Source organism: Microbacterium sp. ZW CA_36 (assembly GCF_044987475.1).
Classification (GTDB): Bacteria; Actinomycetota; Actinomycetes; order Actinomycetales; family Microbacteriaceae; genus Microbacterium.
The window spans coordinates 1-21,157 of sequence record NZ_JBJDRL010000068.1 but is presented as its reverse complement, the minus strand read 5'-3'; the positions used below and the strand labels follow the sequence as shown (position 1 = coordinate 21,157).

15 protein-coding genes are annotated in these 21,157 nt (G+C 71.8%); 8 read left to right on the top strand and 7 right to left on the bottom strand.

Annotation, left to right across the window (positions count from 1 at the left end):
- Positions 1-732: cryptochrome/photolyase family protein (locus ACI3KX_RS19005; protein ID WP_404910713.1), on the top strand; the 732-nt coding region annotated here is incomplete at its 5' end.
- A gap of 17 nt (positions 733-749) precedes the next feature.
- On the opposite strand, the gene ACI3KX_RS19000 is transcribed toward ACI3KX_RS19005, so the two are convergent.
- Complete coding sequence (locus ACI3KX_RS19000) at positions 750-1,736, bottom strand: aldo/keto reductase (RefSeq protein ID WP_404910712.1); 987 nt, start codon at positions 1,734-1,736, stop codon at positions 750-752.
- 117 nt (positions 1,737-1,853) lie between these two features.
- On the opposite strand from ACI3KX_RS19000, the gene ACI3KX_RS18995 reads away from it, so the two are divergent.
- A complete protein-coding gene (locus tag ACI3KX_RS18995; RefSeq protein ID WP_363354791.1) occupies positions 1,854-2,495 on the top strand; it encodes an NAD(P)-binding domain-containing protein in 642 nt (213 codons plus the stop codon).
- Positions 2,496-2,690: 195 nt separating this feature from the next.
- Complete coding sequence (locus ACI3KX_RS18990) at positions 2,691-3,761, top strand: LLM class flavin-dependent oxidoreductase (protein ID WP_363354793.1); 1,071 nt, start codon at positions 2,691-2,693, stop codon at positions 3,759-3,761.
- Between the two features lie 339 nt (positions 3,762-4,100).
- On the opposite strand, the gene ACI3KX_RS18985 is transcribed toward ACI3KX_RS18990, so the two are convergent.
- Positions 4,101-4,538 carry a pyridoxamine 5'-phosphate oxidase family protein gene (locus ACI3KX_RS18985; RefSeq protein WP_404910711.1) on the bottom strand — a complete coding sequence of 146 codons (438 nt, stop codon included), beginning with the start codon at positions 4,536-4,538 and terminating at the stop codon, positions 4,101-4,103.
- Positions 4,535-5,515 (bottom strand): prephenate dehydratase, encoded by a 981-nt coding sequence (pheA, locus tag ACI3KX_RS18980; protein WP_349428914.1) that lies wholly within the window; start codon positions 5,513-5,515, stop codon positions 4,535-4,537. The genes ACI3KX_RS18985 and pheA overlap by 4 nt, the downstream gene beginning before the upstream one ends.
- 219 nt (positions 5,516-5,734) lie before the next feature.
- Here pheA and pgm point away from each other — a divergent pair, with 219 nt between their 5' ends.
- Positions 5,735-7,378, top strand: a complete 1,644-nt coding sequence (gene pgm / locus ACI3KX_RS18975; RefSeq protein ID WP_404910710.1) for a phosphoglucomutase (alpha-D-glucose-1,6-bisphosphate-dependent) — start codon at positions 5,735-5,737, stop codon at positions 7,376-7,378.
- Between the two features lie 580 nt (positions 7,379-7,958).
- On the opposite strand, the gene ACI3KX_RS18970 is transcribed toward pgm, so the two are convergent.
- Positions 7,959-8,240, bottom strand: coding sequence for a GlsB/YeaQ/YmgE family stress response membrane protein (locus tag ACI3KX_RS18970; protein WP_349428916.1), 282 nt, complete (start codon positions 8,238-8,240; stop codon positions 7,959-7,961).
- Positions 8,241-8,430: 190 nt separating this feature from the next.
- On the opposite strand from ACI3KX_RS18970, the gene ACI3KX_RS18965 reads away from it, so the two are divergent.
- Positions 8,431-9,345, top strand: coding sequence for a PmoA family protein (locus ACI3KX_RS18965; protein WP_363354799.1), 915 nt, complete (start codon positions 8,431-8,433; stop codon positions 9,343-9,345).
- 328 nt (positions 9,346-9,673) lie between these two features.
- Here ACI3KX_RS18965 and ACI3KX_RS18960 read toward each other — a convergent pair whose 3' ends face one another.
- From ACI3KX_RS18960 to ACI3KX_RS18950, 3 genes are read right to left on the bottom strand one after another with little or no spacing between them, the layout of a single operon-like run.
- Positions 9,674-12,232 carry a glycoside hydrolase family 3 C-terminal domain-containing protein gene (locus ACI3KX_RS18960; RefSeq protein WP_404910709.1) on the bottom strand — a complete coding sequence of 853 codons (2,559 nt, stop codon included), beginning with the start codon at positions 12,230-12,232 and terminating at the stop codon, positions 9,674-9,676.
- Positions 12,229-14,595 carry an alpha-xylosidase gene (gene yicI / locus ACI3KX_RS18955; protein ID WP_404910708.1) on the bottom strand — a complete coding sequence of 789 codons (2,367 nt, stop codon included), beginning with the start codon at positions 14,593-14,595 and terminating at the stop codon, positions 12,229-12,231. Before yicI ends, ACI3KX_RS18960 begins: the two co-directional genes overlap by 4 nt.
- The gene (locus ACI3KX_RS18950; protein ID WP_404910707.1) at positions 14,592-16,640 is read right to left on the bottom strand and encodes a beta-galactosidase; all 2,049 of its coding nucleotides are present in this window, start codon (positions 16,638-16,640) and stop codon (positions 14,592-14,594) included. The genes yicI and ACI3KX_RS18950 overlap by 4 nt, the downstream gene beginning before the upstream one ends.
- Positions 16,641-16,763: 123 nt before the next feature.
- Between ACI3KX_RS18950 and ACI3KX_RS18945 the strand changes: the two genes are divergently transcribed.
- The 3 genes from ACI3KX_RS18945 to ACI3KX_RS18935 are packed head-to-tail and all read left to right on the top strand — an operon-like array spanning position 16,764 to position 20,870.
- Positions 16,764-19,226, top strand: a complete 2,463-nt coding sequence (locus ACI3KX_RS18945) for a glycosyl hydrolase family 95 catalytic domain-containing protein (RefSeq protein ID WP_404910714.1) — start codon at positions 16,764-16,766, stop codon at positions 19,224-19,226.
- On the top strand, positions 19,220-20,209 hold the full coding sequence (locus ACI3KX_RS18940; protein ID WP_363354807.1) for a LacI family DNA-binding transcriptional regulator: 990 nt from the start codon (positions 19,220-19,222) through the stop codon (positions 20,207-20,209). The genes ACI3KX_RS18945 and ACI3KX_RS18940 overlap by 7 nt, the downstream gene beginning before the upstream one ends.
- 55 nt (positions 20,210-20,264) lie before the next feature.
- Positions 20,265-20,870: a YesL family protein gene (locus ACI3KX_RS18935; protein WP_404910706.1), complete on the top strand. Its 606-nt coding sequence runs from the start codon at positions 20,265-20,267 to the stop codon at positions 20,868-20,870.
- Positions 20,871-21,157 lie beyond the last annotated feature (287 nt).

Sequence of the window (21,157 nt, the reverse complement as noted above, 5' to 3'; positions counted from 1 at the left end):
CCGGCCGCGCGCCGACGGCTGCGGGAGTTCCTGCGCGACGATCTCGCGCACTACGACCGCGCCCGCGACGAGCCCGCCGCAGGCGCGACCTCGCTGCTGTCGCCGCGCCTGCGCTGGGGCGAGCTCAGCCCGCATACCGTCTGGCACGAGACCGTCGAGGCCGGTGCCGGCGGCAGGTTCCTCTCGGAGCTCGGGTGGCGCGAGTTCGCATGGCACGTCCTCTTCCACCACCCCGACCTCGCCAGCCGCAATCTGCGGCCCGAGTTCGACGCGTTCCCCTGGCCGCGGCTGAAGCCCACCCACCTCGACGCCTGGCAGCGCGGCCGTACCGGCGTCGCGCTCGTCGATGCGGGCATGAAGGAGCTGTGGCACACGGGCTACATGCACAACCGGGTGCGGATGGTGGCGGCATCCTTCCTCGTCAAGAACCTGCTCATCGACTGGCGGCGCGGCGAGGAGTGGTTCTGGGACACGCTGGTCGACGCCGACGGCGCCAACAACCCGTTCAACTGGCAGTGGGTGGCGGGGTCGGGCGCCGATGCGGCGCCGTACTTCCGCATCTTCAACCCGCAGCTGCAGGCCAGGAAGTTCGACTCCGACGCGCACTACGTGCGCGAGTGGGCGCCGGAGCACCTCGGAGAGCACCCGCCCGAGCCCATCGTCGATCTCGGCGAGACCCGCAGGGCCGCGCTCGACGCGTACGAGCACGTCAAGCGCGCCGCCCGCGCCTGACCCGCCCGGCGCAATCGCTACCAGGCGTACGCTTCGGGCGCCTGGCCGCCGGGGCCGGGGAACAGCTCGTCGAGCGCGTTCAGGTCGTCGTCGCTGAGCCGGATGTCGAGGGCCGACACCGCGGACTCGAGCTGCTCGACGGTGCGGGGGCCGACGATCGGTCCGGTCACACCGGGCTGGTGCAGCAGCCAGGCGAGCCCGAGCGCCGAGGGCGTCCAGCCGCGCTCCTGTGCGAAGCGCTCGTACGCGGCGAGCTGGTCGCCGCGCTCCTCGCGCTGCGACGCGATGCGCGCCGTCGCCGACCGCGCGTTGGCATCGGACGATCCGCCGCTGAGCAGCCCGCCCGCCAGCGGCGACCACGGCAGGATGCCGAGACCGTAGTTCTGCGCCGCGGGGATGACTTCGAGCTCGATGGAGCGCTGCACGAGGTTGTACAGCGACTGCTCGCTGACCAGCCCCAGGAAGTTGCGCTGCGTCGCGATCTCGTTCGCCTGAGCGATGTTCCAGGCCGCGAAGTTCGAGCTGCCGGTGTAGACGACCTCCCCGCGCGCCACCAGCACCTCCATGGCCTGCCAGAGCTCGGGCCACGAGATGTGCCGGTCGATGTGGTGGAACTGGTAGAGGTCGATGCGGTCGGTCTGCAGCCGCCGCAGCGACCCGATCGCCTCGCGGCGCACCTGCCAGGCCGACGCGCCGCGCGCGTTGACGACGTCGCCGTCGGGTGTGGGATCGACCATCGGCGAGTGCACCTTCGTCGCCAGGACGATGTCGTCGCGCACACCGGGGCGGGCGGCGAACCACCGGCCGATGATCTCCTCGGTGGTGCCGCGTCCGCCGGCGCCGCCGTAGCCGTTCGCGGTGTCGAAGAAGTTCACGCCGAGCTCCAGCGCGCGGTCCATGATCGCGAACGCGTCCTCCTCCGAGGTGCGGTCGCCGAAGTTCATCGTGCCGAGCACGATCCGCGAGACGGAGGTGCCGGTTCGTCCGAGGTGCACGTAGTCCATCCCGACATCGTCACACGGCTCCCGGAGCACTGGGGCGGCTTTCCGAAAACGTTTCCCGGATTTCCTCCCGTGTCGACTCCCGGAATGCGCGCGGCCCCTGCCCGGTTGCCGCCCGTCATGACAACGATCGGAATCATCGGTGCAGGACATATCGGCAGCGCACTCGCACGCGCCTTCTCGGGGCTCGGGTACGACGTCGTGATCGCCAACTCGCGCGGACCCGAGAGCCTGGCCGGCCTGGTCGCCGAGCTCGGACCGAAGGTCACGGCCGCAACCGCCGCCGACGCGGCAGCCGCCGGCGACATCGCCGTGGTGACGGTGCCGCTGAAGGCACTGAAGGATCTGCCGGTCGAGCCGCTCGCCGGCAAGATCGTGCTGGACACCATCAACTACTACTTCGAGCGCGACGGCCACATCGACGCCCTCGACCGCGGCGAGGCCACGACATCCGGACTCGTGCAGGCGCACCTGCCCGCCTCGAAGGTGGTGAAGGCGTTCAACCAGATCCTCGCCTCCGAGATCAACACCACGGGTCTGCCGGCGGGCGATCCCGACCGCCGTGCCCTCGGCACAGCGAGCGACCACGATGATGCCGTCGAGCTCGTGACGGGCATCTACGACGCCCTCGGGTTCGACACCGTCAGCGCCGGGCCTCTCAGCGAATCGTGGCGGCTGGAACGCGACCGGCCCGCGTACGTGGCGCGCCAGACCGCCGCCGAGCTGCGCGAGAACATAGCGAAGGGCAACCGCCTCCCCTGATCCGCCCCGGTCGTTGAGCGAGCGAGGAACGAGCGAGACGAAACGCCCAGAATCCGGCTTGACCGTGGGCTCAGCGCGTTTCGTCTCGCTTCGCTCGCTCAACGACCGGATGGGGACTCAGCGCGTTTCGTCTCGCTTCGCTCGCTCAACGACCGGAAGGAATAGAGCTGATGGCGCAGCGGGTTGTCGCAGGGGATGAGTACCGCCACCCCCGCCCCGGCCCTGTCCGTCCTCGACCTCGTTCCGGTGCGCACCGGCCAGACGAGCGCCCAGGCGGTCGCGGCATCCCTCTCCCTCGTCGACGCCGCCGATCGGCTGGGCTACCGCCGCTACTGGTTCGCCGAGCACCACAACATGCCGGCGGTCGCCTCGACGACGCCGCCGGTGCTGGCGGCGGCCGCGGCGGCTCGGACCTCGCGGATCCGCCTCGGCTCGGGCGGCGTCATGCTGCCGAACCACTCGCCGCTCGTGGTCGCCGAGCAGTTCGCGGCGCTCGAAGCCCTCGCGCCCGGTCGCATCGACCTCGGCCTCGGCCGCGCTCCCGGGTCCGACCCGGTGATCACGCAGCTGCTCCGCCAGAGCGGCACCACGAGCGACGTCGAGCGCTTCCCCGACCACGTGCGCGACATCATCTCCCTCGTCGCTCCCGACGGCGCCTCCCTGCGCTTCACATCGGGCGGCACGTACGACGTGCACGCGACGCCGGCCGCCACCACGACGCCCGAGGTGTGGCTGCTCGGCTCGAGCGACTACTCGGCGCAGCTCGCGGCATCCCTCGGCCTGCCCTACGTCTTCGCGAACCACTTCTCGGGCGAGGGCCTCGAGCGCGCACTCGAGCTCTACCGCACGGCGTTCGTGGCGTCCGAGACGCTCGCCGCCCCGCGGACGTTCCTGACCGCGAACGTGCTCGTCGCGCCGACGGACGACGAGGCGGAGGCGCGTGCGCTGCCGAACCTGCGCATGACCGCGCGCCTGCGGACGAACCGGCCGCTCGTCGCCCTCGAGACCGTCGAAGCCTCGATCGCGAACGCCGACGACTTCGCCGGGCTCGGCGACACGTTCATGGCGTCGGCGCGTGCGAAGTGGTTCGTCGGCACTGCGCCGGCCGTGGCATCCGACCTCCGCGCCTTCGCCGCGCGGCACGGTGTCGACGAGGTCATGATCTCGCCGATCGCCGGTTCCTACGAGAATGAGCCGATGGATACCGCCCCCGGCCGCCTGCAGACGCTCGAGCTGCTCGCCGCGGAGCTCGGCCTCGCGTCCTGACGCATTAGCCCTCGCCGGGGTCCAGGGCCGGCGCCCGGGCCCGGCTCCGGCGAGGCACCCTCCCAGAGCGCCATTGAACTTCCGGTTCACACGCCTGAACGCCGAACCCGGTCCCGTCGGCTCGATGACCGACCCGTATGGATCGGAAGTTCGACCAACCCCTGTGAACCGGAAGTTCCACCAACCCCTGTGAACCGGAAGTTCCACCAACCCCTGTGAACCGGAAGTTCCACCAACCCCTGTGAACCGGAAGTTCCACCAACCCCTGTGAACCGGAAGTTCAATGGGGTTTTTCAGAACCTGCCTGACGACGGCCTGGCCCCGGGTGTTCGGCGTCCGCTACCAGGCGATCAGCTTGTGGGGGCGGAAGATCACGACGGTCGAGTAGTCCGCCCACATGCGGTCGTGCGTCCACCCGAGGCGCTCGATGCCGCCCGCGTACTTCGCGAGGTAGGCCCCGCCGAGCCGATCCAGCCAATCGACCGTCGGCTCGGGTGACAACTCGACAGTCCCCTGCAGCACGTGGAGCTGCTCGCCGTCGTCGCCGGCTTCGAGGTGAAGCATCGCGCGCGGATTCTCACGCAGGTTCTTGATCTTCGCCGAGGCTGGCTGGCAGAAGACGTAGGCGACGTCGTCCTGCCAGAGGAACCACACCGGCACGGCGTGCGGAAAGCCATCGCGTCCGATGGTGCCGAGCCACGCGATCTCTTCGCTGCGAAGCCGGGCGAGCGCCTTCGCCTCCCGCTCGTTCGAAGCATCCAAAGCCAGCGCCGTCATTCCTGCACCTCGGGCTCGCCCGAGATGAGACCGCGCAGCCAGTCGCGTGCCTCGACGAACACGTCGTCGGCGTACCGCTCCGGGTAGCGCACCACGGCACGGTCGGCCCGCGGATAAGAGCCGAGGAAGGTCACACGCGGGCTGAAGCGGCGCAGGCCCAGGAGGGCGTCGGCCATGCGCTCGTCCTCGAGGTGGCCGTCGGCATCGACGACGAAACGGTATCGGCCCAGCTCGTCGCCGATCGGGCGGGAGGCGAGCAGCGACAGGTTGATGCCCCGGGTGGCGAACTGCTCGAGCATCTCGAGCAGGGCGCCGGGGTGGTCGTCGGGCAGCTCGACGATGAGCGAGGTCTTGTCGGCGCCGGTCGGCGGCGGCGGCACGACCGTGCGGCTCACGAGCACGAAACGGGTGACGGCGTTGGGGTTGTCGCCGATGTTCGAGGCGAGCAGCTCGAGCTCGTGGTGCTCGAGGATGCCGGGCGGTGCGATCGCGGCATCCGCATCGCTCGATCCGTCGAGGAGGCCCATCGCGCTGGCGACGTTGCTCGCCGCCGGCACGTGCGCGTGGGCGGGAAGGCTCCCCGAGAGCCACTGCAGGCACTGCGCGTACGCCACCGGGTGCGCCGCGATGAGCGACACGTCCTCGAGCCGCGCACCCGGCCGGGCGACTAGCACGAACTCGACCGGCACCAGGTACTCCCCCACGATGCGGAGCCCGGGCACCGTGGCCAGGGCGTCCTGCGCCGTCGACACCCCGCCGTCGACCGAGTTCTCGATGGCGATCATCGCGGCATCCGATCGGCCCTCGACGACGTCCGCGAGCGCCTCGCCGACGTTGCGGACCGACCGCCACTCGTGGCCGCGCGCCTCGGGCACCTGCGCGAGCGCCGCCTCGGTGAACGTGCCCGCGGGCCCGAGATAGCTGTACGTGCGGCGGGTGGGAGCAGATGCCTCGGCGGAGGCGACCTCGGAAGTCACGCGTGCCAGCCTAGCCGCGGCCGTGCAGGCGGGCCCCGCAGCCGCGGCGTGGGCATCACCTCCCGTACCGTACTCAGGATCGCCGGCGCCTGGCGGGCGTCCCGACCGCGTCAATCCGCGGCGGATTCGTCGACGCGGACCATCCACTCCTGAGAACGGAACGGCGGACGGCCGTCATCGGCGATGCGCGAGGCCCTGCGGGAGGGCAGACTGGGACGCATGAGTCGCGCAGGACAGCCCGCCGAAGCATCCGACCTCATCGACATCGATGAGGTGATCTCCGCCTATTACGACATCACCCCGGATCCGGCGGTGCCCGAGCAGCGCGTCGCGTTCGGCACCAGCGGCCACCGCGGCTCCTCACTGTCGGCCAGCTTCAACGAGACCCACATCCTCGCCACGACGCAGGCGATCGTCGACTACCGCCGGGCGCAAGGCATCGAGGGGCCGCTGTTCCTGGGCCGCGACACCCACGGCCTGTCGCTTCCCGCCGAGCGCAGCGCCATCGAGGTGCTCGTCGCGAACGGCGTCGACGTGCGCGTGGACGCCCGCGACTCGTGGGTGCCGACTCCCGCGCTCAGCCACGCGATCCTCACCTACAACCGCGGGAAGGATGCCGCCGACCCGAGCCGCTCCGACGGCATCGTGGTGACCCCGAGCCACAATCCGCCGCGCGACGGCGGCTTCAAGTACAACCCGCCGAACGGCGGCCCCGCCGACACCGACGCGACCGGCTGGATCGCCGACCGGGCGAACGAGCTCATCGCGGCGAACCTGGAGGGCGTGGCACGCACGCCGTTCCGCGACATCGACGCCGACACGCTCGGCGAGTACGACTTCCGCGACGCCTACGTGCGCGACCTCTCGAACATCATCGACGTCGAGGCGATCCGCCGCGCGGGCGTGCGCATCGGCGCCGACCCCCTCGGCGGCGCCTCCGTCGAGTACTGGGCGCTCATCGCAGAGGTGCACGAGCTCGACCTCACCGTCGTGAACCCGGACGTCGACCCGACGTGGCGGTTCATGACGCTGGACTGGGACGAGAAGATCCGCATGGATCCGTCGTCGCCGTCGGCGATGGCCGGCCTCATCGGCCGCCGCGACGAGTACGACATCCTGACCGGCAACGACGCGGACGCCGACCGGCACGGGATCGTGACGCCCGACGCGGGGCTGATGAACCCCAACCACTACCTGGCCGTCGCGATCGACTACCTGTACTCGCACCGCCCGGAATGGCCCGCGGATGCCGCGATCGGCAAGACGCTCGTGAGCTCGATGATCATCGACCGGGTAGCCGAATCGCTCGGGCGTCGGCTGCTGGAGGTTCCGGTCGGATTCAAGTGGTTCGTCCCCGGCCTGCTCGACGGATCGGTCGCGTTCGGCGGCGAGGAGTCGGCCGGCGCATCGTTCCTGCGCCGCGACGGGAGCGTCTGGACGACCGACAAGGACGGCATCCTGCTGTGCCTGCTGGCCGCCGAGATCCTCGCGGTGACCGGCAAGACGCCCTCGCAGCGCTATGCGGAGCTCGAGGCCGAGTTCGGCGCCTCGGCGTACCAGCGTGTCGACGCCCCCGCATCCCCCGCCCAGAAGGCCGCGCTCGGAAAGCTGGCGCCCGAGGCGGTCACCGCGACCGAGCTGGCCGGCGAGCCGATCACCGCGAAGCTGTCGCACGCGCCCGGCAACGGGGCAGCGATCGGCGGCCTCAAGGTGCAGACCGAGCACGCGTGGTTCGCCGCGCGCCCGTCGGGCACCGAGGACGTCTACAAGCTCTACGCCGAGTCGCTCCGCGGTCCCGAGCACCTCGCACAGGTGCAGGCAGAGGCCCGCGAGGTGGTGTCGCAGGCCCTGGCCGGCGCCTGACCCCCGGTCGGTCGTTGAGCGAGCGAGAAACGGCCGACCCGAAACGCGCCCGACCCCCCGGTCGTTGAGCGAGCGAGAAACGAGCGAGACGAAACGCGCCCGCCCCCCCGGTCGTTGAGCGAGCGAGGAACGAGCGAGACGAAACGCGCCCGCCCCCCGGTCGTCGAGCGAGCGAGGAACGAGCGAGACGAAACGCGCCCGACCCCCCGGTCGTTGAGCGAGCGAGGAACGAGCGAGACGAAACGCGCCCGACCCCCCGGTCGTTGAGCGAGCGAGGAACGAGCGAGACGAAACGCGCCCGACCCCCGGTCGTTGAGCGAGCGAGGAACGAGCGAGACGAAACGCGCCCGCCCCCCGGTCGGTCGTTGAGCGAGCGAGGAACGAGCGAGACGAAACGCGCCCGCCCCCCGGTCGGTCGTTGAGCGAGCGAGGAACGAGCGAGACGAAACGCGCCTGACCTTGCGCAAGACGGCTCGCCCGTACACAGACGAATCGCCCGAACCCACGCGAGGGACGCATGGGTTCGGGCGACGTTCTTTCGTTCGCGGGTCGGCCGGTGGCCCGGCACGACCCGGTGCGGTCAGGACCGCGTGACGCCGCGGCGACGCGTGAAGAGCACGTACAGGCCGAGCACGATGATCGCGCCGAGGATGGATCCGATGATCCCGGCAGGCTGCAGGAAGCCGCCGTTGGGGTCGCTGCCGAACAGCAGGAAGCCGAGGAAGCCGCCGACGAACGAGCCGACGATTCCGAGGACGATCGTCAGCAGAATGCCCATGCTCTGCTTGCCCGGGATGACGGCGCGAGCGATGAGGCCGGCGATGAGGCCGATGATGATGAGGCCCAGAATTGTCCAGAGCATGATCTCTCCTTTGTCTCGTGGACACCGCGGGGGGTGCGGTGTCTCCTGTGAGATGACGATGACGCTACCGTTCGCGCCGCCTCAGCGCCCGGAAACCCCTGCCCCTTGACACGGGCCTCAGCGAGCGGGAAAATCGCCCGTCCGCTCGCGTGGGGAAGCGTTTTCCGCCTGGATGCGCCACAATGAGACCGTGCCCGATCTGACGCTTCGCCTCGACGACACCGACCTGACCGTGACCACCGCCGGCGTCGACATCGCCCGGTACGCCTTCGCCCCGGGCGGCGCGCCGTCGGAGGGGCCCAAGCCTTTCCTGCATCCGGTGCGCGCGCTCGACGGCGCCCCGCTCACGGCGTACCGCCCCTGGGACCACCGCTGGCACAAGGGCCTGCAGATGACGTGGACCCACGTGTCGGGCGAGAACTTCTGGGGCGGCAACACCTACCGCCCCGACACCGGCGACTACGCCCTGCTCGACAACGTCGGCCGCATGCGCCACGACGGCTTCACGGAGATGACGGATGCCGGCACCGAGGTGTCGTTCACCGAGCAGCTCACCTGGATCACGCAGGGCGGAGAGGAGTGGGTCGCCGAGACGCGGACGCACCGCTTCCACAGCGTCGACGCCGAGCGCGGCCTGTGGCTGCTGGACTTCTCGACGACGCTCCGCAACGTCGCCGGCCGCGACCTCGAGTTCGGCAGCCCGACGACGCAGGGCCGCCCGAACGCCGGCTACACCGGCTTCGTCATCCGGATGCCGCGCGCCTGGACCGGCGGCCGCGTGCTGGCCGGCGGCCTGCCCGACGACGCCGGCAGCGACGCCGTCATGGGTCTCGACGCGCCGTGGGTCGCCCTCTCGGGCGAGCACGACGAGTTCGACGGCGGCGGGACGGTGCTCGCATTCGCAGGCTCGTCGACCGGTGGCCCCGCGATCCGCTGGTTCGTGCGCAGCGAGCCGTTCCCGATCCTCGCGCCCTCCCCTTCGTTCGACGAGCACATCGTGCTCGCACCGGGGGCCGAGCTCTCGCTGGCGCACCGGCACGTCTTCGGCGACCGCATCTGGACCCCCGGCGAGACCCGCGCCCTCGCGGACGAACTCGCACCCTGATTTCGTCGTCTGCGCCGGGTGCGGGGCGTTTCGTCTCGCTCGTCCCTCGCTCGCTCAACGACCGGGAGCAGCGTTCCGGTGGTTGAGCGAGGGAGCGCAGCGACCGAGACGAAACGCGCCGAACCGAACCGCCGCGCCGGGTGCAGCGCGTTTCGTCTCGCTCGTCCCTCGCTCGCTCAACGACCGCGAGCAGAGTTCCGGTCGTTGAGCGAGGGAGCGCAGCGACCGAGACGAAACGCGCCGAACCGAACCGCCGCGCCGGGTGCAGCGCGTTTCGTCTCGCTCGTCCCTCGCTCGCTCAACGACCGGGTGGACGGACGGGCTCGCGTCAGGAGGCGATGACCTCGAGGTCCGCGCGGACGGGGAGGTCCCAGGCGGAGGGGCCTGCCCCGACGACGTAAGCACCCGGCTGAACCCGGAGCGCGCCGGCGTGGAGCCAGTCGTCGACCGCTCCCGGCAGACGCACGTCGTCATCCCAGACCGCGAGCCTGCCGGGCGAGAACGCGAGCTCGACGTCGCGGACCTCGCCGGGCGCGAGGCGCACGCGGCGATAAGCGACGAGCACGCGGCGCGGGGTCGCGATCGCGAAGTCGCCGGTGGGCAGCGCGTACAGCTGCACGAGCTCCTCGGCATCGCGGTCGCCGGTGTTGCGCACCCGCACCACCGCCCGCACGACGGGCTCATCCCCGCGCGGCGCGAAGCCGGCGTGACGGTGCGTCGGCGCCGGAGAGGCAATCGCCACGCGGCCCGCGCGGTCGGATTCTCCGCTCGTCGCGGCATCCGCCAGCCTCACGGACTCGTACGCGACCGGCGCGAACGTGAGGCCGTGACCGAACGCGAACGCGGGCTCGCCGGCCTGGTGGCGGTAGGTCGCGCCCTGCCGCAGCGTGTCGTAGTCGAACAGGTCGCCCGCCTGCTCCTCGGTGGCGGGCCAGCTCTGCGACAGGCGGCCCGACGGCTCGCGATCACCCGAGAGCACGTCGATGACGCCGTGCCCGAGCTCCTGACCGCCATGACTCGACCACACCACGGTTGCGGCATCCACGTCGTCCAGCACGTAGGGGTAGCTCGACACGACCGTGAGCACCGCGCGCGGGTTCGCCTCGCGTGCCGCGCGCCACACCTCGGCGGCAGCGGCGGGCAGCCGCAGGTGCGGGCGGTCCTCGGTCTCGCGCCCCGCGAGGTGCGGGTCGTTGCCCACCGCGACGATGACGGCGTCGGCTCGCGCGGCCGCCTCGGCTACCGCGGAGGCGCCGGACCGCACGACGCGCACGCCGAACCGCTCGGCGTCGTCGAGGGTCACCGCCTCGGCCGCGAGCAGCCCCGAGTCGCGGAAGGTCCGCACCCAGCGGCCCGAACCGAGGTGCAGCAGCGACCAGCTGCCGTCGGCGTGCACGTGGGCGCGGAAGCTCTCCTGCACGATCCACCCGCCGACCCGGGCGGCGTCGGCGCGCATCGGCCAGGAGCCTCCGGTGAGCAGCAGCCCGCTCGCGTGGGAGCGGAGCGTGAGGATGCCGTCGCCCCAGTCCGTGACGTCGAACAGCGCGTCGTCTCCCGAGGCGTCGGCCGACGCCTCGACGGCCGAGCCGTCCGCGGCGGCGGCGACGTAGCGCCCGTTCGATGCGGCGCGCAGGGCCACCGTGTCGGCGCCGGTCACGACCTCCGCCTCGCCGAAGCGCTCGGCGGCCGCGGCACCGATGCCCACCGAGTACGGCGGGGTGCCGGCGTACCAGTCGGGGAGCACGAGGTCGGCGAGCGGTCCGACGACCGCGACCCTCGAGGCATCCGAGAGTGGCAGCACTCCGTCGTCGTTCCGCAGCACGACGACGGAGCGCGCCACCGTCTCGCGGGCGAGCTCACGCGCCTCCGGCGCGTCGATCGCCTCGACGCCGATACCCGCATACGGGTCGTCGGCGCCGTCGAACTCACCGGTGCGGATGCGCAGCTCGAGCAGTCGCACCACCGCCCGGTCGATGTCGTCGGTCGTGAGGAGCCCGGCCTCCAGCGCCTCGCGCAGGTAGCCGATGGTGGGCGCCGCGTTCGCGTCGTTGTCTGTGAACGAGTCGAGCCCCGAGAGCACCAGCGCCGCGGCGGCGTGGACGTGGTCGGGCTGCGACCGCTGGGTGGTCACGAGGAACGTGGGCGCGCCGGCATCCGACACGACCGCGATCGATTCGTCGGTCCACGACCGCGCCTCGGCGACGAGTTCGGGCTGCGTGTGCGCCGGGATGCCGTTGACCTGGTTGTAGGCGAGCATGACGCCGCCCGCAGCACCGGCCTCGATCGCTCCGCGGAAGGCGGGCAGCTCCTCTTCGTGAAGCGTGCGCAGCGACATCTCGGACGACGTCGTGGAGCGGTCCGTCTCGTTGTTGTAGGCGAGGAAGTGCTTGAGCGCGGGCACCGTGCGCCAGACCCGCGGGTGGTCGCCGCGCAGGCCCCGAGAGTACGCCGTGCCGAACACGGCGGTGACGTGCGGGTCTTCGGAGTAGCCCTCCTCGTTGCGCCCCCACGCGGGGTGGCGCAGCGTATTGACCACCGGCGCCCAGACGTTGAGGCTCACAAGCGGGTTCTCGGCGCGCTTGGCGCGCACCTCGATCGCGGCGACCTCGCCCACCTTCTCGACGAGGTCGGTGTCCCACGTCGCGGCGAGGCCGACGGGCTGCGGGAACACCGTCGCCCGGCCGAGCCATGCGGCACCGTGCAGCGCCTCGCACCCGGTGCGCCACTCGGCGACGCCGAGCCGCTCGATCGCGGGGGCCGCCTGGTGCAGCATCGCGATCCGCTCGTCGGGCGTCAGCCGGTCGAGCAGGTCACGCGCACGCGCCGCGAGCGGCTGGTCGACCCGCCGGAACAGCGGCTGCCCCTCGGCGGGCACCGTTTCGCTCATCGTGCGTCCTCCTCGATCTCGATGCGGATCTCTCCGGATGCCGCAGCCCGCGTGATCCGGTCTCCCACCTGCAGCGCCCACGGCGCGCGCGCGTCGTCCGATGCGGCGATGATCGCCCCGCCTTCGCGGCGCACGCGGAACGTGGTGGCGCCGGCGGCGCCGATGGATCCCTTGGCGTCGTGGCCGGGCACCGTCGTGACGGCGTCGTAGCCGTCGGACAGCTCGAAGCAGCGCAGGGTCACGCCGTCCGCCCAGTCGTAGTCGGGGCGGCTGTCGTCGGCGCCGAACGGCAGCACGGTGCCGGGGCGCACGCGCAGCGGCACCGAGTCGTAGCCGTGGGTCTCCGCCACCCACCGGCGGCCGTCGACGACCGAGCCGTCCAGGAGCGAGGTCCATCGTCCCTCGGGCACGTAGTACTCCACGCTGCCGTCGGCGGTGAAGACCGGGGCCACCAGCAGCGACTCGCCCAGCATGTACTGGGTGTCGGCGTCGAAGCCGGAGCGGTCGCCGGGGAACTCCAGCACCATCGGACGCATCATCGGCGTGCCGTCGGCATGCGCCTGCTCGGCCGCACCGGCCAGATACGGCATGAGACGCATCTTCAGCTTCGTGAACTCACGGGCGATGTCGACGGCCTCCTCGTCGAAGGCCCACGGCACGCGGACCGACGACGAGCCGTGCAGCCGGGAGTGCGACGAGAGCAGGCCGAACGCGAGCCACCGCTTGAACAGGCCCGGGTCGGGCGTGCCCTCGAACCCGCCGATGTCGTGGCTCCAGTAGCCGAAGCCCGACATGGCGAGCGAAAGCCCGCCGCGCAGGGACTCGGCCATCGAGAGGAAGGTCGAGTCGTTGTCGCCGCCCCAGTGCACCGGGAACTGCTGCGAGCCGGCGGTCGCCGAGCGCGCGAAGACGACCGCGTCCCCGACGCCGTGGTGCCGCTCCAGCGCGCGGAAGACGACCTCGTTGTAGAGCTTCGCGTAGTAGTTGTGCATGCGGTGCGGGTCGGACCCGTCGTGCCACACGACGCCCTCGACCGGGATCCGCTCGCCGAAGTCGGTCTTGAACGCGTCGACGCCCTGGTCGAGCAGTCCCTGCAGCTTCGCGACGTACCAGTCGGCCGCCTCGGGGTTCGTGAAGTCCACGAGCCCCATGCCGGCCTGCCACATGTCCCACTGCCACACGCTGCCGTCGGTGCGCCGCAGCAGGTAGTCCTTGTCCGCCGCCTCGCGGAACAGCGCCGACCGCTGGGCGATGTAGGGGTTGATCCACACCGACACGTGGACGCCGCGCTCGTGCATGCGGGCGATCTGGCCGACCGGGTCGTGGAAGGCGCGGGCGTCCCACTCGAAGTCGGTCCACTGGTATTCCCGCATCCAGAAGCAGTCGTAGTGGAAGACCGACAGCGGGATGTCGCGCTCGGCCATGCCGTCGACGAAGGCGCTCACGGTGTCTTCGTCATAGCTGGCGGTGAAGGATGTCGTGAGCCACAGCCCGAACGACCACGCCGGCACGCGCGCCGGGCGCCCGGTGAGTGCGGTGTAGCGGCGCAGCACGTCCTTCGGCTCGGGTCCCGCGATGACGTAGTAGTCGAGCGACTCGCCGTCGACCGAGAACTGCACGCGCGAGTTGACCTCGCTGCCGACCTCGAACGAGACGTTCGCGGGGTTGTCGACGAAGACGCCGTAGCCGCGCGACGTGATGTAGAACGGCACGTTCTTGTACGACTGCTCGCTCGAGGTGCCGCCGTCGGCGTTCCACGTGTCGACGACCTGGCCGTTCTTCACGAATGCGCCGAAGCGCTCGCCGAGCCCGTAGACGCGCTCGCCCGGTTCGATGCTCAGCTGCTGGTGCACCCAGGTGGGCTGCGTGCCGCCGGCGGCGGTGCCCGCGGTGCCGGGGGTCCCGGTCGTGCCGTTCTTGCCGCTGGTGCCCGTGAAATGCCCGATCGATCGCGGCAGCGAGCTGGTGAGCACGCGCCCGTCGCTCTCGAAGTCGACGCGCCACTGACCTGCGGACCGCGAGACGCGCGCAGCCAACGAGCCGGACGTGAGGATGCCGGCCTCGTCGTCGATCGCGATCTCGGGACGGAAGCCCTCCTCGCCGAACACCTCGAAGTCGGGGCCGCGGTGCACGGCACCCGCGTGCCGCTCGACCCGCACCTTGACGACGCCGGGCGCCGGGGCCGAGAGCGTCATTGTCAGCATCGCGCGATTGAGGGTGTCGCCGCGGTCGCGGATCACGGCCGTCGGGGCGTACACGGTCATGGTGCCGGCGGCTTCGTCGTGGCGGATGTCGTCGACCTCGACCGCATACAGGGGCGCCAGTCCTGGCCGGGTGAGCCAGTAGCCATCGGTGAACTTCACTCTGCGTGCCTTTCGATGAGCACCATGGCGGCGCCGGGGGCGAGCGTGGCCCGCCCGTCGACGTCCGCGTCCGACAGGAGATCCCGGTGCGGCCCGGGCACCGTGAGGTGCCGCGTCGCCTGACCGTGGTTGAGAAGGAAGAGGGCGTCGCCGCGCCGCACGGCCTCGACGTCGTCGGGCAGGACGCGATCGGGCACGACGCCGGTGACGCCCGCGGCGTCGAGCGCGTCGTCGAGGACGGCGGCGAGCGCATCGTCCGACGCGACGGCGCCCAGGTACCAGGCGGTGCCGTCACCGACGCGGTGGCGCGTGATCGCCGGCGCTCCGGCGAGATGCCCGTCGCCGAAGCGGGCGAGCACGTCGGCACCCTCGGCGCGCAGCCGCTCCCCGAGCACGGTGGCCTCGGCCGTCGCCGGACCTGTCGTCCAGCCGGCCTCGACGGCGAGCGGCGTCGGCGCGTCGGGAAGTCCCACCCACTCCTCGCCGCTGACGCCGACGAGGTCGCGCAGCAGCACCGGGGAACGCCCGGTGAGGATGCCGGCGTTGATATCGGCGACCCCCGAGAACGGGCCCACGACGAGGCTCGCGCCGCCCTGGACCGCCGCGCGAAGTGCGGCTGCGGCATCCGTCTCGAGGATGTACGTGTGCGGCACGAGCACGGCCCGGTACGCCGAGAGGTCAGCGCCGGGGCGCACGAGGTCCACCGCGATGCCACGACGCCACAGCGCGCGGTGCCAGCGCTGGACCTGCTCGAGGGTGTCGAGCCGCTCGGTCGGGCGCCCGGGCTCGTCGGCGGCCCAGCGCGAGGGCCAGTCGAAGAGGAGCGCGACGGATGCCGCCACCCGGCCGCCGACCACCGGCCGCAGCCGCCGCAGGTCGGCGCCCAGCGCACAGGCGCCCGCGAAGACCTCTGTGTCGGCTCCGGCGTGCGGCAGCAGCGCGGAGTGGAAGCGCTCGGCGCCCGTGCGGGCCTGCCGCCACTGGAAGAAGCAGATCGCGTCGGCCCCGCGCGCGACGGCCTGCAGCGAGTCCAGGCGCGCGCGATCCCGGCTCTTCGGGAGATTGTGCGGGCGCCACGAGGTCGCGCTCACCGCCTGCTCCATGAGCACCCACGGGCGGCCGTCGCCGAGCGAGCGCATGAGGTCCTGTACGAGCGCGATGTCGGACGACGCGGTCGCGGCGGCGTGGTCGGGGTACTGGTCGTCGGCGACTACGTCGACGTCGCCCGCCCACTCCCACAGGTCGGTGAGCGGCTCGAACCCCATGAAGTTGGTGGTGACCGGCTGCGTCGCACCGGCGTCGCGGATCGCGTCGCGCTGTTCGCCGAAGACGCGCTGCAGCGCCCACGACGTGTAGCGGCGGAAGTCGAGCGACTGCGCCGGGTTGACGAGATAGGGCATGCGCCGCGGGGGCAGGATCTCGTCGAAGTCGCGGTAGCGCTGCGCCCAGACGAGCGTGCCCCAGGCGTCGTTGAGCGCGTCGATCGTGCCGTAGCGGTCGGCCAGCCACAGCCGGAACTCGCGTGCGGCCTCGTCGCCGAAGTCGATCTGGCCGAACTCGTTGCCGACGTGCCACATGCGCACCGCAGGGTGGGTCGCGTAGCGCTCCGCCATCGCGGTCGCGATCGACAGAGCATGCGCGCGGTAGACGCGCGAGGCCGGCGTGAACTGGTTGCGCGATCCGGCGGCGAGGCGCACGCCGTCGGGGTTCACGGGCAGCGTCTCGGGGTGCAGGATGCCGAGCCACGGCGGCGGCGACGCGGTCGGCGTCGCGAGGTCGACGGCGATGCCGTGCGCGTGCAGCAGGTCGAGCACCTCGTCGAGCCATGCGAAGTCCCGCTCCCCCGGCGACGGCTCGAGGCGCGCCCAACTGAAGACGCCCACCGTGACGAGGTTGACGCCGGCGCGGACCATCAGCTCGACATCCTCGTGCCAGACCTCGCGGGGCCACTGCTCGGGGTTGTAGTCGCCGCCGAAGCAGATGCCGAGTTCGCGGGTGAGCTCACCGAACGCGTCGATGCGGCGCGGGTGCGGGGTGGCGGCCATGGAGCGGAGAACCTCTTCGCTGAGTTTCGTGCGGCGGACGGGGTGATCGACGAGCGGATGCCGAAGTGGGCGACGATCTTTCGAAGCGCTTCAACACCGAGACCATATACTAAGGGTGTGACGATGTCCACGCGCCGCGATGATGCGGCCACGCGCCTCCGCTCCGAGGCCCTGCACTCCCTTCGCGCGTCCGCGCCGGCCTCCCGGTGGCTCGAGGCGTACCCCGTCGGCAACGGCCTGCGCGGCGCCATGTGCGCCGGCCTCGCCGGGGGCGAGAAGCTGTGGCTGAACGACATCACGGCGTGGTCGGGTCACGCCGGCGCCGACCCGCTCGAGGGCGTCACCGTGCGCGGGGCGGATGCGCTCGAGGCCGTCCGCGGGGCGATCGAGGCGGACGATCTCGACGCGGCGGATGCGCTGCTGCAGCGGATGCAGACGCCGTGGGTGCAGGCCTACCTGCCGCTCGGCTGGATCGACATCGAAGTGCTGCGGCCACCGGTCGGCGCCGGCCCGGGGACCTTCCAGCGGCGTCTGGACCTCGCGACCGGCGTCGCGACGCACTCCTACGACGGCGTGACGCACCGCACGTGGGCCGACCTCGTGACCGGACTGATCATGCACGAGATCACGGCTGAGGAGCCGATCTCCGTGCGGCTCCAGGTCGGTTCGCTGCTGCGGGCGAAGTCCGCTCCCGCGAACGTGGGCGGCGACCTGGTGACCCAGTGGCTGCTTCCGGTCGACGTGGCTCCCGGCCACGAGCAGCCCGCCGAACCGGTCCGGTACGACGAGCGGACCGGACGCCACGGCGCCGTCGTGGTGCGCTCGTTCGGCGCTGCCGAGGTGGCCGACGGGGTCCTCACCAGCGCTGCCGCGACCACCCACCTGTTCGCCGTCGCGACGGCGACCGCGCCCTCGCTGCCCGGCGACCCCGCCGATGACCGCGACGCACGGCAGCGCGCGCAGGACCTGCTCTCCGGCATCCCGGTAGCCACCGATGTCACCAGCACAGCGACGGCGCTCCTCGGTGCGCACGTCGCGGCGCACGGCGCCCTCTACGAGCGGTGCGCGCTCGAGCTGCCCGCTCCCGATGACGCCGACGCCGGCTCGCTCGACACCGTCGACCGCGTGTACCGCGCCCAGGAGCGCGACGACGCCGCACTGGCGGCGCTGGCGTTCCACTACGGGCGGTACCTGCTCATCGCATCGTCGCAGCCCGGCGGCCTCCCGATCACGCTGCAGGGTCTCTGGAACGCCGAGCTCCCGGGTCCGTGGTCGAGCGCGTACACGCTCAACATCAACACGCAGATGGCGTACTGGCCGGCCGAGACCACCGGCCTCGCCGAATGCCACGAGCCGCTGCTGCGGTTCACGCGGCGGCTCTCGGAGACCACGGGGCCGGTCGTCGCGCGGGAGCTGTACCGCGCGGACGGCTGGGTCGCCCATCACAACTCGGATGCCTGGGCCCACGCGGCACCGGTGGGCGCCGGCCACGGCGACCCGGCGTGGGCGAACTGGTCGCTCGGCGGCGTGTGGCTCGCACTGCACCTGTGGGAGCACTACGCGTTCGGAGGGGACCGCGCGTTCCTGCGCGACGAGGCCTGGCCGGCGCTCGCGTCGGCCGGGGCCTTCGCCCTGTCGTGGATCCAGGACGACGGCGAGCGCGCGTGGACGAGTCCGTCGACCTCGCCCGAGAACCACTACCTCGATGCCGACGGCCGCGAGCACGGCGTCGCTGTCACCGCCACGATGGATGTCGCGCTGCTGCGGGAACTGGCCGCGGTCTGCCGCGCCGGCGCCGCGACGCTGGGCCTCGACGAGCCCTGGGTCGCGGAGCTCACCGCGCGCACCGGCCGGCTGCCCGACCCGCGCGTCTCGGCGCGGGGCGACCTGCTCGAGTGGGATCGCGAACGCACCGAGGCCGAGCCGGAGCACCGGCATCTGTCGCACCTTCTCGGGCTGTTCCCGCTCGCGCAGATCACGCCCGAGGCGACGCCGGAGCTCGCCCGCGCGGCATCCGAGTCGATCCGGCTGCGCGGTCCGGAGTCGACGGGTTGGGCACTCGCGTGGCGGGCAGGCATGCAGGCGCGCCTCGGCGACGGCGAGGCGGTGCACGCTCAGCTGCGGCTGGCGCTCCGACCCGCCGATGAGGGCTCCGACGAGCACCGCGGCGGCCTCTACCCGAACATGTTCAGCGCCCACCCGCCGTACCAGATCGACGGCAACCTGGGCGTGACCGCGGCGATCGCGGAGGCCCTCGTACAGTCCTTCGACGAGCCGGCCGAGCAGGGCGAGTCCCTGCCACGACCGCAGGCGGAGTCGATAGACCCCGCGCGCGTGCGGCTGCGGCTGCGGCCCGCGCTGCCGCCGCAGTGGCCCGACGGCGCCGTGCGCGGCATCCGTTCCCGTGGCGACGTCTCGGTCGATGTCGAATGGACAGACGGACGCCTCGTGCGAGCACGACTTCGGGCAGGCGCGCGAGCGGCGACAATGATGGTGCACGGGCCCGACGGATCGATCGGCACGTACGAGCTCGCCCCCGGAACCACGCGGGTGATCGAAGCAGGAGAACGGGGAACCTCATGGTGACGATCGCGGACGTCGCACAGGCGGCGGGCGTGTCGATCTCGACGGTGTCGTACGTCATGAGCGGCAAGCGGGCCATCTCGCAGGAGACGCGCGACCGCGTCGAGAAGGCCATCGACAACCTCGGCTTCAGCCCGCACGCGGGCGCGCGGTCACTGGCGTCGCGGTCGACCAACGTCATCGGACTCCAGGCTCCGCTGCGCACGGGCGTCGACGTGCACGTCGTGATGCAGATCGTCACCGGCGTCGTCACGCAGGCGCGCAAGCACGGCTACGACATCCTGCTGCTCGCCAGCGACGACGCCAAGGCGCTGCAGCGAGCCGCCAAGGGATCGATGGTCGACGCCCTGCTGGTGATGGATGTCGAGTCCGACGACCCGCGCATCGACACGCTGTCGGGCCTCGGGCATCCGAGCGTCCTGATCGGCCTGCCCGAGGGGCGGCGGGCGATCCCCTGCGTCGACTTCGACTTCGAGGCCGCGGGCTGGCTGGCCGTGGATCGCCTCGTCGCGCTCGGCCACCGGCGCCTCGCCCTCATCGGCTCGCCTCCCGAGGTCATGTCGCGCCACACCTCCTACGCCGACCGCCTGGCGCGGGGCTTCCTTGCGGCCTGCGAGGCCAACGGCGTGACCGGCACCGTGCACGCGTGCCCGAGCAGCGCCGAGTCGGTCGCGACCGTCGACGCGGTGATGACCGAGAACCCCGACATCACGGGCTTCTTCGTGCACAACGAGGGCGCGCTGCCGCATGTGGCCACGACGATCGCCCAGCGCGGTCAGGCGCGCGGCGACGACCTCGCCGTCGTCGCGCTGTGCCCCGACGACGTCGCCCGCTCGGTGTCGGGACTCGCCGACAGCATCGCCGTGCCGGCCGAGGCGATCGGCGCGGCCGCGACCGACATGATCTGCGAGATCCTCGCGAACGGCGCGAAGCCTGCCGTGCGGCTGCTGCCGCCGGCCCTGACCGGAGTGCCCGCGGCGACATGACCGTGACCTGCGCGCATGCCTCCCCGCCCGGCGCCGGTCAGCGGGTGACCCGCTGATGCGGATCGACCCCGACAGCCGCACCCTCGGCGGCTTCTCGACGTTCCTGACCTTCGTCGGGCTCAACCTCCTGTACATCGTGCTGTGCCTGCCGGTCGTGACGATCGGCGCCGCCACCAGCGCGCTGTACGAGGTGACCCTGCGCTACTCCGACGACGAGAGCGGGCGTCCCCTCAAGGACTTCTTCCCCGCGTTCCGCGCCAGCTTCGGCCGCGCGACGGTCCTGATGCTCTGCCTGCTGCTCCCGGCCGCGCTGCTCGGCTTCTCGAGCGTGTTCTGGTTCGCGCACCCCGCGCTGCTGGCCGGCGCGGCCGGCATCGCCGCGGTCATCGGCAGCGTGTACCTCTTCGCGGCGTTCCTATACGCGATGGCCCAGGTGGCGTACTTTCGCAACACCGTGCGCCAGACGCTCAGGAACGCCCTCCTGCTGCCCGCCGCCGAACCCGTCCGCACGCTGGGCGTGCTGGTGATCCCCGTCACCGCTGTCGCGCTCATGATCCTGTTCCCGCCGGCGGCGATCCTGGTCGGCACGATCGGCTTCTCCGTCGGCGCCTACGCGACCGCCTTCCTCTTCCGCAGCGTCTTCACCCGCCACGACGCCTGATCCGGTTCGCGGCGCCGCCTGGCGCTCGCAGTCGCTCGACTGGTTCCGCGGCGGCGTTCGGCGTCGAGGACGCGCGCCCGCGCGCCCGCGCGCCCGCGCGCCCGCGACGCGGGCAGGCAGCACGTTGTCGAAAACCCCAATGAACTTCCGGTTCACACACCCCGATGAACTTCCGGTTCACACACCGTCGATGAACTTCCGGCTCACACACCCCCGATGAACTTCCGGCTCACACACCCCCGATGAACTTCCGGCTCACACACCCCCGATGAACTTCCGGTTCACAC